Raw genomic sequence first — 14345 nt, forward strand, 5'->3', positions numbered from 1 at the left:
CTAAATCCGTTTTGCCGGTTAAGTGATAGCATGGCAGCAGATAACCAGTCAAATCGCTTTTAGGGGTTAGAGGCAGTGAGGATACGGCCGCTTCGCGACGAGCCCATGGCGCTCGACCTGGTCGACACCGTCTGGGTGGACCAGGGCGCCCTGCTCGACCAGTTCGACGACCTGGAAGGCGTGCGCTCCTGGCTCGGCGACCACGGCCTGCCGGGCAAGGACGACCTCGAACGGGTGCGCGACCGGCTCGTCCGGACGCGGGACGCGCTGCGCGGCTCGCTCGAAGGCCGGGGGCACGACGCGCTCAACGCGGTGCTGGCCGAGGGCTCGACCAGGCCGCGGGTGGACGCCGACGGGCCGCGCGAGACCGTCGTGGTGAGCGACCCGGCCTGGGCGGCGGCCTGGACGGCGGCCGCCGACTTCGTCCGGCTCCTGCGCGAACGTCCCGAACGGCTGCGCAAGTGCGCGAACCCGGCCTGCGTCCTGTGGTTCCTCGACGTGAGCAAGAACGGCAGCCGCAGGTGGTGCTCGATGGAGGTGTGCGGCAACCGCGCGAAGGCGGGCCGGTTCAACCAGCGCCACAAGAACGCCGTCTGAACCGGCCCGCCCGGTAATGCGAGGGGCTGGGGGCCTCAGTCGGTCACCAGGACGACCTTCCCCCGGCCGTGGCCGGTCTCGATCTCGCGGTGGGCGTCGGCGGCCTCCTCCAGCCGGTACGTCCGCCGCACCGGGAAGGCGAAGCGGCCCTCGGCGTACAGGGCGGCGTACCGGCCGAGCCGTTCGGCCGTGCGCTCGCCCTGGACGACCTTGACCCCCAGCTCGGCCGCCTTGCCGTGCTCGACCAGCGTGACGATGCGCCCATGGTCGGCGACCAGGTCGAGCGAGACCTCCAGGGCGTGGCCGCCGGCGCCGTCGAGGGCCGCGTGCACGCCGCCGGGGGCGAGCGCCCGGACCCGGTCCGCGAGCCCGTCACCGTAGGCGACCGGGATCGCGCCGAGGTCGCGCAGGTGGTCGTGGTTGGCCTCGCGGGCGGTGCCGATCACCGTGGCGCCGCGCATGCGGGCGATCTGCACGGCCGCCGTGCCCACGGACCCGGCCGCGCCGTGCACGAGCAGCGTCTCGCCGGCGCCGATCGCCAGGGCGTCGAGGGCCAGCTCGGCCGTCTGCACGCCGGAGGTCAGCCCGCCGGCCACCTCCCAGGGCGTCCCGGCGGGCTTGGGGGCCACGTCGGCCGCGGGGACCACGATGTACTCGGCGTAGGCGAACAGGCGCGAGAACCCCAGCACCTCGTCCCCGGCCGACACCCCGGCGACCCCGTCGCCCACCTGGTCGACCACGCCGGCGAACTCGTTGCCCGGGATGCGCGGCCAGGGCACGTCCCCCATGTACGGCGGCAGCCACCCCGCCCGTACGGCCGCGTCGAACGGCTGCACGCCGGCCGCCCGCACGCGGACGCGCACCTGTCCCGGGCCCGCCTGCGGCGCGGGCACCTCCATCACCTTCAGCACCTCGGGGCCGCCCGGCTCGGCGAACGCCGCCGCCCTCATCACGTCAGTCATGTCGTCGAGCGTGCTACCTCAACCGCTCTTGAGGTCAAGTCGGCTAACTTTCGATATGAAGTCGGGAACTTTGCGCTTTAGTCGCGCTTTATATGTATATAGTCCGTCAGGACACACCGGGGGATGGGGCAAACCGAGGGTTGATGACCGAGTTCTTCCACGCCGCTCTGGGCTTTCCGACCGTCATTTTCACTTTCCTTCTCGCGGCGGTCCTGGCTTATTGGCTGGCCGTCATCGCGGGCCTGCTGGACCTCGACCACGACGCGCCATGGCTGGGATTCGGGGGCGTCCCCGCCGGGATCGTCATCTCCCTGCTGGTCGCGGTCGCGTGGCTGCTGAGTCTGGTCGGCAGCCAGGTGCTGCCGGACGCCGCGCTGGCCGCCGTGCCCTTCGCCGCGGCGTCGGGCGGCTGGCTCGCCACGCGCGCCCTGATCCGGCCGCTGCGCAGGGCGTTCCAGGACGGCGGGCAGCACTCGCGCGGCGACCTCGTGGGCCGCCCGTGCGTCATCCGCACCGGCGCCGCCACCGCCGGCTTCGGCCAGGCCGAGGTCACCGCCGAGGACGGCTCGACGGCCGTCGTCCAGGTCCGGACGACCGGGCGGGACCGTCTGGGCCGCGGCGACAAAGCACTCATCTTCGAATACGACAAAGACGGCGAATTCTTCTGGGTCATGCCCTACGAAAGCGAGATCTGATGGACGTCATCTCCACGGGCTTCGGCGTATTTCTCGCCGTCGTCCTGGTCATCGTGATTGGCCTGCTGGTCATCATCGGCCGCCTTTTCCGCAAGGTGGAACAGGGCAAGGCGCTGATCGTGTCGAAGGTCAACAAGGTGGACGTGACGTTCACCGGCGCCATCGTGCTGCCGGTCGTCCACAAGGCCGAGACCATGGACATCTCGGTGAAGACCATCGAGATCACGCGTACCGGCCGTGAGGGCCTGATCTGCCGGGACAACATCAGGGCCGACATCAAGATCACGTTCTTCGTCCGGGTGAACAAGACCGCCGAGGACGTCATCAAGGTCGCCCAGGCCATCGGCACCGCGCGGGCCAGCGACGAGAACACCCTCCAGGAGCTGTTCAGCGCCAAGTTCTCCGAGGCGCTGAAGACGGCCGGCAAGCAGCTCGACTTCGTCGACCTCTACACCAAGCGGGACGAGTTCCGCGACGAGATCATCCGGCTCATCGGCACCGACCTGAACGGTTACAGCCTCGAAGACGCCGCCATCGACTACCTGGAGCAGACCGCGCTCACCCAGCTCGACTCCAGCAACATCCTGGACGCGCAGGGCATCAGGAAGATCACCGAACTGACCGCCCTGGAGCACGTACGGACCAACGAGTTCCAGCGGGCCGAGGAGAAGGAGATCACCCGCCAGAACGTGGACGCCCGCGAGGCCATCCTGGAGCTCCAGCGCCGCCAGGCCGACGCCGAGCTCAAGCAGCGCCGCGAGATCGAGACCGTCAAGGCCCGCGAGGAGGCGGAGATCGCCCGCGTGCAGGCCGAGGAGCGGCTGCGCGCGCAGACGGCGGGCATCAAGACCGACGAGCAGATCGGCGTGCAGCGCGAGAACCAGGCCCGCGAGGTGGCGGTCGCCGAGAAGAACCGCGAGCGCGTGATCGCGATCGAGAGCGAGCGCATCGAGAAGGACCGCCTGCTGGAGGTCATCGCCCGCGAGCGGGAGACCGAGCTGTCGCGCATCGCCAAGGACAAGGAGGTCGAGACCGAGAAGCGGTCGATCGCCGAGGTCATCCGGGAGCGCATCGCGGTCGACAAGACGGTGGCCGAGCAGGAGGAGAGCATCAAGCGGCTGCGCGTGGTCGAGGAGGCCGAGCGCACCCGCCAGCAGGTGATCATCGCGGCCGAGGCCGAGGCGCAGGAGAACCTGGTCAAGGACATCAAGGCGGCCGAGGCCGCGGAGGCGGCCTCGAAGTTCAGGGCCCGCGAGGAGCTGGTGCTGGCCGAGGCCCGGCAGCAGGCCGCCGAGCTGGAGGCTCGGGCCAAGATCCGGCTCGCGGAGGGCGTGCAGGCCGAGTCCGCCGCGGCCGGGCTGGCGCAGGTGCAGGTCAAGGAGCGTGACGCGGACGCCATCGAGAAGGTCGGCCGCGCGGAGGCCCTGTCCCTGGGCGAGAGGCTGCGGGCCGAGGCCGAGGGCGCGCGGGCCATGGCGCTGATCGAGGGCGACCGGCTCAAGGCGCAGGCCGAGGGCGAGCAGGCCATGGCGCTGGCCGGCGCCACCGCGATCGGCGAGAAGCTGAAGGCCGAGGCCGAGGGCCTGACCCAGAAAGCCGCCGCGATGGCCGCCCTGGACGAGGCCAGCCGGGGCCACGAGGAGTACCGCCTGCGCCTGGAGGCCGACAAGGAGATCAGGCTCAAGCACATCGACGTCACCCGCCAGGTGGCCGAGTCGCAGGCCAGCGTGCTGGCGGCGGGCCTGGCCAAGGCCAACATCGACATCGTCGGCGGCGACACGATGTTCTTCGACAAGGTGGTCGGCTCGATCACCACGGGCAAGGCGGTGGACGGCTTCGTCGGCCACTCGACCGTGGCCGGGGCCCTGGCGGCGCCGTACCTCAACGGGACGGCCAGCCTGGCGGCGGACATCGCGAGCGTGGTCGGCGGGGTGCGCACCGAGGACATCAAGAACCTGACCGTCTCGGCCCTGCTCATGCGGCTCATCCAGGACGGCGGCCCGCAGTCGTCGGCGCTCGGCGAGCTGCTGGAGACCGCGCGCCGGCTGGGCGTGGCCGACTCCCCCGTGGCCGCGCTGGCGGCGGCGAAGGGCTGACGTGAGCACCACCGAGCTGGAGGCCGGGACCTACGACGTTCTCCGGAACCGTCTCCAGGCGCAGGCCAAGGCCCTCGCCGTGGCGGCGGAGGAGGTCAACGGGCAGCGGCTGCGCGTCTTCGGCGGCGCGGAGCTGCGCCTGCTCGGCACCGAGCGGATCAGGACCGAGAACAACTGCGTCCCGAGGGACATCGTCTCGCTGGGCGAGGTGATGTTGTTCGGCTACAACGTCTTCATCGGGCTCAAGCCCGAGACGACCGTGGCCGACGTGTTCGCCGTGCACCGCTTCACCAGGGACGGGGACGCGTTCACCTTCGAGACCGGGAAGCTGGAGACGCTGGAGGAGCCGGCGTTCAGGAAGGACTTCGCCGAGCTGTACCGGTACTACAAGGAGACCAGGCTCCAGCAGCTCAGACGGGTCGAGGGCAAGCTGCTGGCGGTCTTCAGGACGGGCCCGGCGGACACGCGGGTGCTCAGGTGGGCGGTCAGCAACGGAGGTGTCCCGAAATATCTGGATAACAGGGGGGAGCGGGACCACGTCTTCCCCCCGTCCCACGACTTCGAGTGGACGCCGACCACCCGCGACGACCACGTGCTCGGCCGCCACCCGCACATCTCCGTCGAGGGCGAGGTCTTCGTCGAGACGATCGGCGGCGACCTCACCATCAAGGTCGAGAACAACACCGAGACCGGCGCGGGCGTCTACTCCGAGCCGGTCACCGAACGCCTCCAGTCGCTGGCCGACGCCGACGTCGAGTACGCAAGGGTCGGGCCGCTCGTCCTCATGCGGATCAGGCCGTACAAGGAGCCGGACTGGCGGCATCTGGTGTTCAACACCCGTACCAAGGCGGTGACCAGGCTCGACGGCATCGGCCAGTCCTGCCAGCGGCTGCCCGAGGACCAGGGGCTGATCTTCCCGGGCGGCTACTACCTGGCGACCGGGATCAGCAAGACCTTCGACACGGACGTCACGGACCTGGAGTTCGAGCGGGTCGTGCGCTCGCCCAACGGCGAGGACGTCCTGTACGTCTTCCACGCCCGCGGCGACGGCCGCTCGTTGCTGCTGCCGTACAACGTGATCAGGAAGGAGGTGGCCAACCCCATCGTCTGCCACGGGTACTCCCTGTTCGACGACGGCACGATGGTGGTCTTCCGCGCCCTGTCCGAAGAGCCGACCCGGGTCCACCCGATGCAGGTGTGGCAGACGCCGTACGTGTCCGACACCTACGCCGCCGCCCAGCCCGCCGGGACCGGGCCCCTGGAGCGCATCGGCAACGCCGAGCTGGTGCGCGGCATCTCCGACTGCCTGTCCGTGGCCCGCATGGTCGAGGAGATGGCGGCGTCGGAGGCCACGTTCGAGGCCCTGATCGCCGCCTGCACCCGCGCCGCCGACTCCTACCACTGGCTCGGCGAGCACGGGCTCGCCGAGCCGCTCGCCGACGTGCGGGCCACCGCCGAGCAGGTGCTCGACGAGTACGAGAACGTCGAGCAGCTCACCCGCCAGGCCGCCGACACCCTGGCGGCGGCCGCCGAGGAGACCGCCCACCTGGTACGCCAGGCCGCCGCCGACACCCCCGCCACCGCCGACGCCTGGGTCACCACGCTGGCCGGGCTGCGCAGGCAGCAGGGCCGCCTGGTGACCCTGCGCGACGTCCGCTACCTGGACCTCGCCCGCCTGGACGAGCTGTCCGCCGCCGTGACCGCGGAGCTGGCCGCGACCGGCAGGCGCGCGGTCGCCTTCCTGGAGGGCGCGCAGGCGTTCACCGCCTACCACGCGGCGGTCGACCGGCTGGCCGCCGACGCCGCGGCGATCGCGACCGTGGCCGAGGCCGCGCCCGTCGCCGACCGGCTGGCCGAGCAGGCGGAGGGCCTGGAGGTGGTGACGGAGGTCGTCGGCTCGCTGGAGATCGCCGACGCCACGGTCCGCACGTCGATCCTGGGCCGGATCGCCGAGGTGCTGGCCGGGGTGAACCGGGCGCGGGCCGTCCTCGACGGGCGGCGGCGCGAGCTGCTGGGCTCCGAGGGCCGCGCGGCCTTCGCCGCCGAGTTCGCCCTGTTCGGGCAGGCCGTCTCGGGCGCGCTGGCGATGGCCGACACGCCGGGCAAGTGCGACGAGCAGCTCGGCCGCCTGATGCTCCAGGTGGAGAACCTGGAGGCGCGGTTCGGCGAGTTCGACGACTTCGCCGCCCAGCTCGCGGGCAAGCGGGACGAGGTCTACGAGGCGTTCTCGGCCAGGAAGCAGACCCAGCTCGACGGCCTGGCCCGGCGGGCCGACCGGGTCTTCGCCTCGGCCGGGCGCATCCTGGGCAGCGTGACCAGGCGGCTGGCGTCGCTGGGCTCGATGGACGAGGTCAACACGTACTTCGCCACCGATCCGATGGTCGGCAGGGTCCGTACGGCGGCGGCCGAGCTGCGCTCCCTGGGCGACGCCGTCCGGGCCGAGGAGCTGGACGGCCGGGTCAAGGCGGCCCAGCAGGAGGCCGGCCGCGCCCTGCGGGACCGGCTGGACCTGTTCACCGACGGCGGCGAGACGCTGCGCCTCGGCCGTCACCTGTTCGCCGTCAACACCCAGCCGATCGACCTGACGCTGGTCCCGCACGACGGCGAGATGCACTTCGCGATCACGGGCACCGACTACCGCGCGCCCGTGCCGGCGTCGTTCGCCGACACGCGGCCGTTCTGGGAGCAGCTGCTGGTGTCGGAGACGCCGGAGATGTACCGGGCCGAGCACCTGGCCGCCTCGCTCCTGGACGCCGCGGAGCCCGGCGCTCCCCTGGCCGACCTGGTACGCCAGGCCGCCGAGCAGCGCTACGACGAGGGCTATGAGCGCGGCGTGCACGACCATGACGCGATCCTCGTCCTGGAGAGCCTGGTCCGCCTGCGCGAGGGCGCCGGCCTGCTGCGCTACCCGCCCGAGGCCCGCGCGGCGGCGCAGCTCTTCTGGGCCTTCGGCACGGACGAGGTTTCACGTAAAACATTGGCCACCAGGGCCGCCTCCCTGGTCCGCGCCCGCGCGGTCTTCGGCCCGACGCCCGCCCTGGAGGCGCTGGCCGCCGAGCTCGGCGACCGGATCGCCGTCTTCTCCCCCGGCCGGCACATCGAGCGGGGCACGGCCGCGCTGGCCGGCGAGTACCTGGTCGAGGAGCTGGGCGCGACGCCGTCCGGCTTCGTGACCGGCAAGGCGGCGCGGGACCTCCTCGACGGCTTCAGGCAGGCGCTCGGCCCGGCCAGGACGCGCGAGTTCGAGGAGGAGCTGGCCGCGCTCCCCCTGCCCGAGCGGCTGCAGCTCGCCCACGCCTGGATCGGCGCCTACCGGCAGGGCCCCGAGGTGGCCGAGGCCGTCGCCGTGCTCCTGTGCGACCTGCCGCGGCACGATTCCAGCGCCGCCGTCGAGGAGACCGTCGAGGGGCTGCTCGGCGCGCATCCGCGCGTGCGGGACCGCAGGCTGCGGGTCAGGCTCGACGAGCTGCTGACCAGGGCGCGCGCCTTCAGGCAGGACCGGGTCCCGGCCTACCGGGCCTACCAGCGCCGCCGCAACGAGCTGATCGAGCAGGAACGCCGCCGGTTGCGCCTGGAGGAGTACCGGCCCAAGGTGATGAGCGCGTTCGTCCGCAACCGGCTGCTGGACGAGGTCTACCTGCCGCTGATCGGCGACAACCTGGCCAAGCAGCTCGGCGCGGCGGGCGCGGGCAAGCGCACCGACCAGATGGGCCTGCTGCTGCTCATCTCACCGCCCGGCTACGGCAAGACCACGCTGATGGAGTACGTCGCCAGCCGCCTCGGCCTGGTCTTCGTCAAGGTGAACGGCCCGGCGCTCGGCCACGGCGTCACCTCGCTCGACCCGGCCGACGCGCCCGACGCCACGGCCAGGCAGGAGGTCGAGAAGATCTCCTTCGCGCTGGAGAGCGGCAACAACACCCTGCTCTACCTGGACGACATCCAGCACACCTCGCCGGAGCTGCTGCAGAAGTTCATCTCCCTGTGCGACGCCCAGCGCTGCATCGAGGGCGTCTGGAACGGCCGGACCCGCACGTACGACCTGCGCGGGAAGCGCTTCGCGGTGTGCATGGCGGGCAACCCGTACACCGAGTCCGGGCAGCGCTTCCGCATCCCGGACATGCTGGCCAACCGGGCCGACGTGTGGAACCTGGGCGACGTGCTCTCCGGCAGGGACGAGCTGTTCGCCCTGAGCTACGTGGACAACGCGCTGACCTCCAACCCGGTGCTGGCCCCCCTCTCGGGCCGCGACCGGGCCGACGTCGAGCTCCTGGTACGCCTGGCCAAGGGCGACCCGGCCGTCCGCCCCGACCAGCTCCGGCACCCGTACGGCAAGGCCGAGCTGGAGCAGGTGCTCGGCGTTCTGGGCAAGCTGGTGCGGGCGCAGGAGGTGGTGCTGGCCAACAACGCGGCCTACATCGCGTCGGCGTCCCAGGCGGAGGCGTCCAGGACCGAGCCGCCGTACCGGTTGCAGGGGTCGTACCGGAACATGAACAAGCTGGCCGAGCGCATCGTGCCGGCCATGAACGACGAGGAGCTGGAGGCGGTGATCGACGACCACTACCTGGGCGAGGCGCAGACCCTCACTCAGGACGCCGAGGCCAACCTGCTCAAGCTGGCCGAGCTGCGCGGCCGCCTGACCCCCGCCCAGGCGGCGCGGTGGGCGGAGATCAAGGCGGCCTTCCTCAGGGCCAGGGCGCTCGGCGGGTCCGGCGACGACCCGATGACCAGGGCCGTGGGCGCCCTGGGCCTCCTCGCCGACCGGGTGAGCGAGGTGGGCACGGCCATCAGGGAGTCGGACCGCTGAACCCGGCGGTCAACGGCCCGCTCCCTGAGCGGAGCGGGCCCGGCCGTCAGGGGGCTTGCCTGCTGGGTGTGGCGGGGGCGAGCTCCAGGTGGGTGCCGGTGAAGGCGGCGCGCAGGCGGCGGTCGTGGGTGACGACCACCAGCGCGCCCCGGTAGTGGGCCAGCGCCTCCTCAAGCTGCTCCACCAGCATCGGCGACAGGTGGTTGGTCGGCTCGTCGAGCAGCAGCAGGTCCACCGGCTCGGTGACCAGGCGGGCCAGCTCGACCCGGCGGCGCTGCCCGTAGGAGAGGTCGGCCAGCCGCCGCCGCAGGTCGTCCGGCCGGAACAGGCCCAGGCCGAGCAGCCGGTCGGCGTGCTCGTCGGGGCTGCCCGTCCGTCCCTCGGCGAAGGCCGCGAGGACGGTGCGGTCCAGCCGGGCCGCCCGTTCCTCCTGGCGCAGCAGACCGGCCCGTCCGGTCCGGCGCACGGTCCCCTTGTCGGGACGCAGCTCGCCGGCCAGCACCCGCATGAGCGTCGTCTTGCCCGCGCCGTTCGGCCCGGTGACCAGCAGCCGCTCCCCCCGCCGTACGGCGAGCCCGTCGATCCGCAGCCGCCCGGCCACCCGCACCCCGTCGAGCACGGCTGCCATGGACCGCCCCGCGCCCTGCGGGTGATCCGGCGGGAGCACGTCGGCGGGTGGCGGTGCGGTGATGGCGGCGGTGAAGCGGAGCGGCACGGGGGGCGGCGGCACCGGGTGCTCTTCGAGCCAGCGCAGCCGCGCGTGCGCCTGCCGGACGCGCCCGGCGGCCCCGTGCGTGCGCGACCGCGCCCGCCACGCGCCGGTGCCCATCCCGGCCTGCACCATCCCGCGCGGGATGGCCGCCAACCGCCCCGCGTTGGCCGCCACCAGCCCGGCGTGCCGGGCCAGCTCCGACCGCCACTCCTCGTGGGCCCGCACGTGCGCGGCCCGTTCGGCGGCCTTGGCCGCGAGGTAGCCCGAGTAGCCGTCGCCGTAGCGGCGCACCCGCCCGTCGGAGACCTCCAGGATCACCGTGGTGACCCGGTCGAGGAACGCGCGGTCGTGGCTGATCGCGACGACCGTGCCGCGGTGCTCGCGCAGGTGCTGTTCGAGCCAGGCGACGGCCTGGTCGTCCAGGTCGTTGGTCGGCTCGTCGAGCAGCAGCAGCTCGGGCTGGGCGGCCAGCGTCGCGGCCAGGGCGAGCCTGGACCGCTCGCCGCCCGACATCGTCGCGATCAGGCGGTCCCGGTCCAGGCCGGGCAGGCCCAGGGCGTGCAGCGCGACGTCCACCCGGGTGTCGGCCTCGTAGCCGCCGCGCGCCTCGAACTCGGCGACGGCGGCGGCGTAGGCGTCCAGGTCGGCGCCGGCCAGCGCGCGCATGCGCGCCTCGATCTCGCGCAGCTCGGCCAGGGCCAGATCGACGACGTCGGCCACGGTGGCGTGCGGCGGCAGCTCCAGCGACTGCGGCAGGTGCCCCACGCCGCCGGGCGCGACCACGGTCAGCTCGCCGTTGTCCGGACGCTCGACGCCCGCCATGAGCCTGAGCAGCGTGGACTTGCCCGATCCGTTGTCGCCGATCACCCCGGCCTTCTCGCCGGGCCGGACGGTGAGCGACACCCGGTCCAGGACGATCCGGGTGTCGTAACGCTTGGTGATCTCGTTCAGTGCCAATTGGGCAGCGGTACGCATAGAGGCTCCACCTCCTGGTCTCAACGCGGATATGACCGGTACGAGGCGCGGCGGAGCGGTCGGCTCAACGCGTGCGCGCCTCGGGCGTGAGAATCACAGGAAGCAGTAACCCATATCGGCGGACACCGTAGCCCATAAGCGGGATTGTGTACAGCCCCTTATTCGGTGCGCAGCGACGTGGTGGCCTCCCGCTGCAGGGCCGTGGACCGCCGGAGGAAGTCGGCGATCACCGCCAGCTCGTCGTCGGTGTACCGGTCGTACAGGCCGGACATGGCGGCCACGAACGGCTCGAACAGCTCGCCGAAGCCGGCCAGCCGCTCCCAGTTGATCTCGACGATGACCCGGCGCCGGTCTTTGGTGTCGCGCACCCTGCGGACCAGCCATTTGGCCTCCAGCCGGTCGATCAGCCCGCTGACGGAGGCGGGGGCGAGGCCCGTGTGCCGGGACAGCTCTCCGGCGGTCAGCGGCCCGAGGCGCTGGAGCAGGTCGAGCGTCTTCTCCTCGGTCATCCCCAGGCCCAGCCGCTCGCCCATGGCGCTGTGGTACATGACCGCGGCGTTGCTGCTCTCCCGGCCTGCCTCGACCAGTTCGTCCAACAATTTCTTTCGATGCTCCGAAATATCCCTGGACATCCCGTTCACCCGTGCTCATATATTTCGTTCGGCCGAACGAAACGATACCAGCATGAAGGCGATGATCACCGGCCGCGGGATGGCCGGGCACCGGCGGGTTCGGCGGTGAGCCGGGCGTCTACGACATGGTCTTCGGCAAGCGGTCCTTCTTCGGCTGCACGGTGACCGACTCGGGCGACACGTGGTGGTTCGCGAACCTGCCCAGGCGGCTCGGCGACGTGCCCGCCGACTGGCGGCCCGTCCTGGCGGCGGCCTTCGAGGACGACGCGAACCCCTCGGCCCACCTCGTCCGCCGCGGGCCCGCTCGCCCGGGTCTTCCGCGACCTGATGCTGCCGGTGTTCCTGAAGCGGAGCGCGAGCCAGGAGTCACTGGCCTGGATGTACCGCCACCAGGTCGGCCTGTGACACCGCGGCGGCGGAGGCGGGCAGCAGCGGCAGCCGCACGTCCGGCGTCGGGATCAGGCCCCTGGCGTGCAGGACGCCCTTGATCACGGTCGGGTTGGGCTCGGCGAAGAGCGCGCGGGAGACCTGGGCCAGCCGGTGCCCGAGCGGGCGCGCGGTGGCCGCGTCGCCGGCCAGCCAGGCGTCGGCCAGCTCGACGAAGCTCCTGGTCAGCACGTGCGCCGAGGCCAGGATGCCGCCGGTGGCGCCGAGCGCGAGCAGCGGCGAGACGAACGCGTCGTCGCCGCCCAGCACCTCGAAGCCGTCGGGCAGGTCCGCCATCAGGTCCACCGTGTCCTGGTCGATGCCGCCGACGGCGTACTTGACGCCCGCGATGTTCGGGTGCTCCCCGATGGCCCGCAGCGCCGCGGCGCCCATGGCCTGCCCGGTCCGGTAGGGGATGTGGTAGATCACCAGCGGCACGGGTGACGCCTCGGCCAGCGCCTCGAAGTGCGCGATCACGCCGCGCTCGCCGGGCCGCAGGAAGTACGGCACGGTCACCAGGGCGGCGTCCACCCCGGCGGGCAGCTCGCGCAGCGCCGCGGCGGTCGTGCGGGTGTCGTTCCCGGTCACGCCGACGGTCAGCAGCGCCCGGCGTTCCGCGCACACGCGTACGCAGGTCTCGACCACCAGGGCCCGCTCGCCCGGGTCGAGGGCGGCCACCTCGGCCGTCGTCCCCAGCGCCACCAGACCGGCCGCGCCCTCGTCGAGCATCTGCCGGGCGAGCTTGTCGACCGCGTCGGCGGCCACCTCCCCCGACGACGTGAACGGCGTGATTAGCGGTACGTGGATTCCTCTCAGCATGCTCCGAGCCTGCCGCCCGCAGACCTGTTAGGTCCAGTTCGGATTTCTTCGTTCCAGCTTAAGATGGGCTTATGCTCGACCCACGCAAGCTCCACCTGCTCCGCGAGCTGGCCAGGCGCGGCACGATCACCGCCGTGGCCGAGGCGGTCACGTTCACCCCCTCGGCGGTCTCGCAGCAGCTCAGCGCGCTCGAACGGGAGGCGGGCGTGCCGCTGCTGGAACGCACCGGGCGCACGGTCACGCTCACCCCGGCCGGGCTGCTGCTGGTCGAGCACGCGCAGGCCGTCCTGGAACAGCTCGAACGCGCCTCGGCCGCGCTCGCCGCCGCCCGGGGCGGGCCGTCGGGGCCCCTGCGGATCGGCGCGTACCCGACGGCCACCCGCGTGCTCCTGCCGCCCGCGCTCGCCCGGCTGGCCGCGGACTGTCCCGGGCTGGAGCCGATGGTGGCCGAGATCGACCCCGCCGACGTCTCGGCGGCGCTGCGGGCGGGCGAGCTCGACGTCGCCCTCGTGCACGAGTACGACTTCGTGCCCCCGGTCACCGACGCCTCCATCGAGACCGAGCCGCTGTTCACCGAGCCGATGTACCTGACCGACCGCGCCCGCGTCCTCGACGCCCGCGACGACCCGTGGATCATGGCCAAGCCGGGCACGCTCTGCCACACCATGGCGATCAGGGCCTGCCAGGCGGCCGGGTTCGAGCCCCGCGTCCGGCACCACATCGACGACTTCGACACCGTGCTCGCCTTCGCCGCCGCGGGTCAGGGCGTCGCGCTCGTGCCCAGGCTGGCGGCGCTCACCCCGCCGGACGGCGTCCCGCTGACCCGCCTGCCCCTGAGCCGCCGCACGCGGGCCGCCTTCCGCCGCGGCTACGGCGACCACCCGGCGGTCCGCGCGGCCGTCGCCGCCTTCCACACCGCCGCCACCACCCTTCCCCTCTGACGGCCCCTCCGGCGCCCGCCGGTCCTGAGGTCTAAGGGGCGGACCGGCCGAGCAGGCCCTCGGCGAGGGCGGCGAAGCTGCGGGCGAGCCGGGCGCTGTCCCCCGCCCGCAACCGGCTCGCGATCGGCTCCATGTGCAGGCAGCCGAGCAGCAGGTGCGCGATCTCGTCCGCGTCCACGTCGGGGCGGCCCTCGCTGATCAGCGCGGTGACGTGCCGGTGCCAGCCGGTGTAGATCGGGTTGGTCTCGCGGGGCTCGGACCTGCTGGTCGCGACCGCGTGCTCGTGCGCCGCCACCAGGTTGCCGTTGCGCGCCGCCAGCTCGGCCACCGCGCCCAGGAAGGCGACCAGCCGCTCGACGGGCGGCGCTCCGGGGCCGAGCGGCGGCGGGCCCTCGGCCACCGCCTTGTCCAGCTCGCGGGCCCGTTCGCTCATCAGCTCCCGCATCAGCCCCGTACGGCTGCCGAACCGGTGGAACACCGTCCCCTTGCCCACGCCGGCGGCCACCGCCACCCGCTCGACGGAGACCTGCTCGGGCGGGTGGCGGCGGAGCAGCTCCTCCGCCGCCCGCAGGATCGCCCGCCTGTTGCGCGCGGCGTCGGCCCGCTCTTGACGTTCCATCCGGTCATTGTTGCCCATGGACAAACTTGACCAGCGGTCCATATATTAACTGGACCAATGGTTCAGA

General features: G+C 72.5%; 10 protein-coding genes. 5 read left to right on the forward strand and 5 right to left on the reverse strand.

The window, feature by feature from the left end; translation table 11 throughout:
• The first annotated feature begins 75 nt into the window (after positions 1 to 75).
• Positions 76 to 597 (forward strand): CGNR zinc finger domain-containing protein, encoded by a 522-nt coding sequence (locus ACIBST_RS39640; protein ID WP_397178692.1) that lies wholly within the window; start codon positions 76 to 78, stop codon positions 595 to 597.
• A gap of 35 nt (positions 598 to 632) precedes the next feature.
• On the opposite strand, the gene ACIBST_RS39645 is transcribed toward ACIBST_RS39640, so the two are convergent.
• Positions 633 to 1547 (reverse strand): NADP-dependent oxidoreductase, encoded by a 915-nt coding sequence (locus ACIBST_RS39645; protein WP_397178810.1) that lies wholly within the window; start codon positions 1545 to 1547, stop codon positions 633 to 635.
• A 155-nt stretch (positions 1548 to 1702) separates the two neighbouring features.
• On the opposite strand from ACIBST_RS39645, the gene ACIBST_RS39650 reads away from it, so the two are divergent.
• From ACIBST_RS39650 to ACIBST_RS39660, 3 genes are read left to right on the forward strand one after another with little or no spacing between them, the layout of a single operon-like run.
• Complete coding sequence (locus ACIBST_RS39650; RefSeq protein WP_397178693.1) at positions 1703 to 2254, forward strand: hypothetical protein; 552 nt, start codon at positions 1703 to 1705, stop codon at positions 2252 to 2254.
• Entirely contained in the window at positions 2254 to 4350 is a 2097-nt protein-coding gene (locus tag ACIBST_RS39655; RefSeq protein WP_397178694.1) for a flotillin family protein, read from the forward strand. Before ACIBST_RS39650 ends, ACIBST_RS39655 begins: the two co-directional genes overlap by 1 nt.
• Position 4351: 1 nt before the next feature.
• A complete protein-coding gene (locus ACIBST_RS39660) occupies positions 4352 to 9154 on the forward strand; it encodes a DNA repair ATPase (RefSeq protein ID WP_397178695.1) in 4803 nt (1600 codons plus the stop codon).
• 46 nt (positions 9155 to 9200) lie between these two features.
• Here ACIBST_RS39660 and abc-f read toward each other — a convergent pair whose 3' ends face one another.
• The 3 genes from abc-f to ACIBST_RS39675 form a co-directional block, all read right to left on the reverse strand.
• Positions 9201 to 10841 carry a ribosomal protection-like ABC-F family protein gene (gene abc-f / locus ACIBST_RS39665; protein ID WP_397178696.1) on the reverse strand — a complete coding sequence of 547 codons (1641 nt, stop codon included), beginning with the start codon at positions 10839 to 10841 and terminating at the stop codon, positions 9201 to 9203.
• A gap of 158 nt (positions 10842 to 10999) precedes the next feature.
• The gene (locus ACIBST_RS39670) at positions 11000 to 11440 is read right to left on the reverse strand and encodes a MarR family winged helix-turn-helix transcriptional regulator (protein ID WP_397178697.1); all 441 of its coding nucleotides are present in this window, start codon (positions 11438 to 11440) and stop codon (positions 11000 to 11002) included.
• 399 nt (positions 11441 to 11839) lie between these two features.
• Positions 11840 to 12718 carry a 4-hydroxy-tetrahydrodipicolinate synthase family protein gene (locus ACIBST_RS39675; protein ID WP_397178698.1) on the reverse strand — a complete coding sequence of 293 codons (879 nt, stop codon included), beginning with the start codon at positions 12716 to 12718 and terminating at the stop codon, positions 11840 to 11842.
• Between the two features lie 71 nt (positions 12719 to 12789).
• Between ACIBST_RS39675 and ACIBST_RS39680 the strand changes: the two genes are divergently transcribed.
• Positions 12790 to 13659, forward strand: a complete 870-nt coding sequence (locus tag ACIBST_RS39680; RefSeq protein WP_397178699.1) for a LysR family transcriptional regulator — start codon at positions 12790 to 12792, stop codon at positions 13657 to 13659.
• Positions 13660 to 13690: 31 nt separating this feature from the next.
• Here ACIBST_RS39680 and ACIBST_RS39685 read toward each other — a convergent pair whose 3' ends face one another.
• Positions 13691 to 14278 carry a TetR/AcrR family transcriptional regulator gene (locus ACIBST_RS39685; protein ID WP_397178700.1) on the reverse strand — a complete coding sequence of 196 codons (588 nt, stop codon included), beginning with the start codon at positions 14276 to 14278 and terminating at the stop codon, positions 13691 to 13693.
• Between the last annotated feature and the right edge of the window lie 67 nt (positions 14279 to 14345).

The sequence above is a fragment of the Nonomuraea sp. NPDC049684 genome, assembly GCF_044465345.1.
In the GTDB taxonomy this organism is placed as follows: Bacteria; Actinomycetota; Actinomycetes; order Streptosporangiales; family Streptosporangiaceae; genus Nonomuraea.

Coding starts and splice junctions, on each gene's coding strand:
- ACIBST_RS39645 (WP_397178810.1), bottom strand. CDS start 1,547: ATGAGGGCGGCGGCGTTCGCCGAGCCGGGCGGCCCCGAGGTGCTGAAG.
- ACIBST_RS39650 (WP_397178693.1), top strand. CDS start 1,703: ATGACCGAGTTCTTCCACGCCGCTCTGGGCTTTCCGACCGTCATTTTC.
- ACIBST_RS39655 (WP_397178694.1), top strand. CDS start 2,254: ATGGACGTCATCTCCACGGGCTTCGGCGTATTTCTCGCCGTCGTCCTG.
- abc-f (WP_397178696.1), bottom strand. CDS start 10,841: ATGCGTACCGCTGCCCAATTGGCACTGAACGAGATCACCAAGCGTTAC.
- ACIBST_RS39675 (WP_397178698.1), bottom strand. CDS start 12,718: ATGCTGAGAGGAATCCACGTACCGCTAATCACGCCGTTCACGTCGTCG.
- ACIBST_RS39680 (WP_397178699.1), top strand. CDS start 12,790: ATGCTCGACCCACGCAAGCTCCACCTGCTCCGCGAGCTGGCCAGGCGC.
- ACIBST_RS39685 (WP_397178700.1), bottom strand. CDS start 14,278: ATGGAACGTCAAGAGCGGGCCGACGCCGCGCGCAACAGGCGGGCGATC.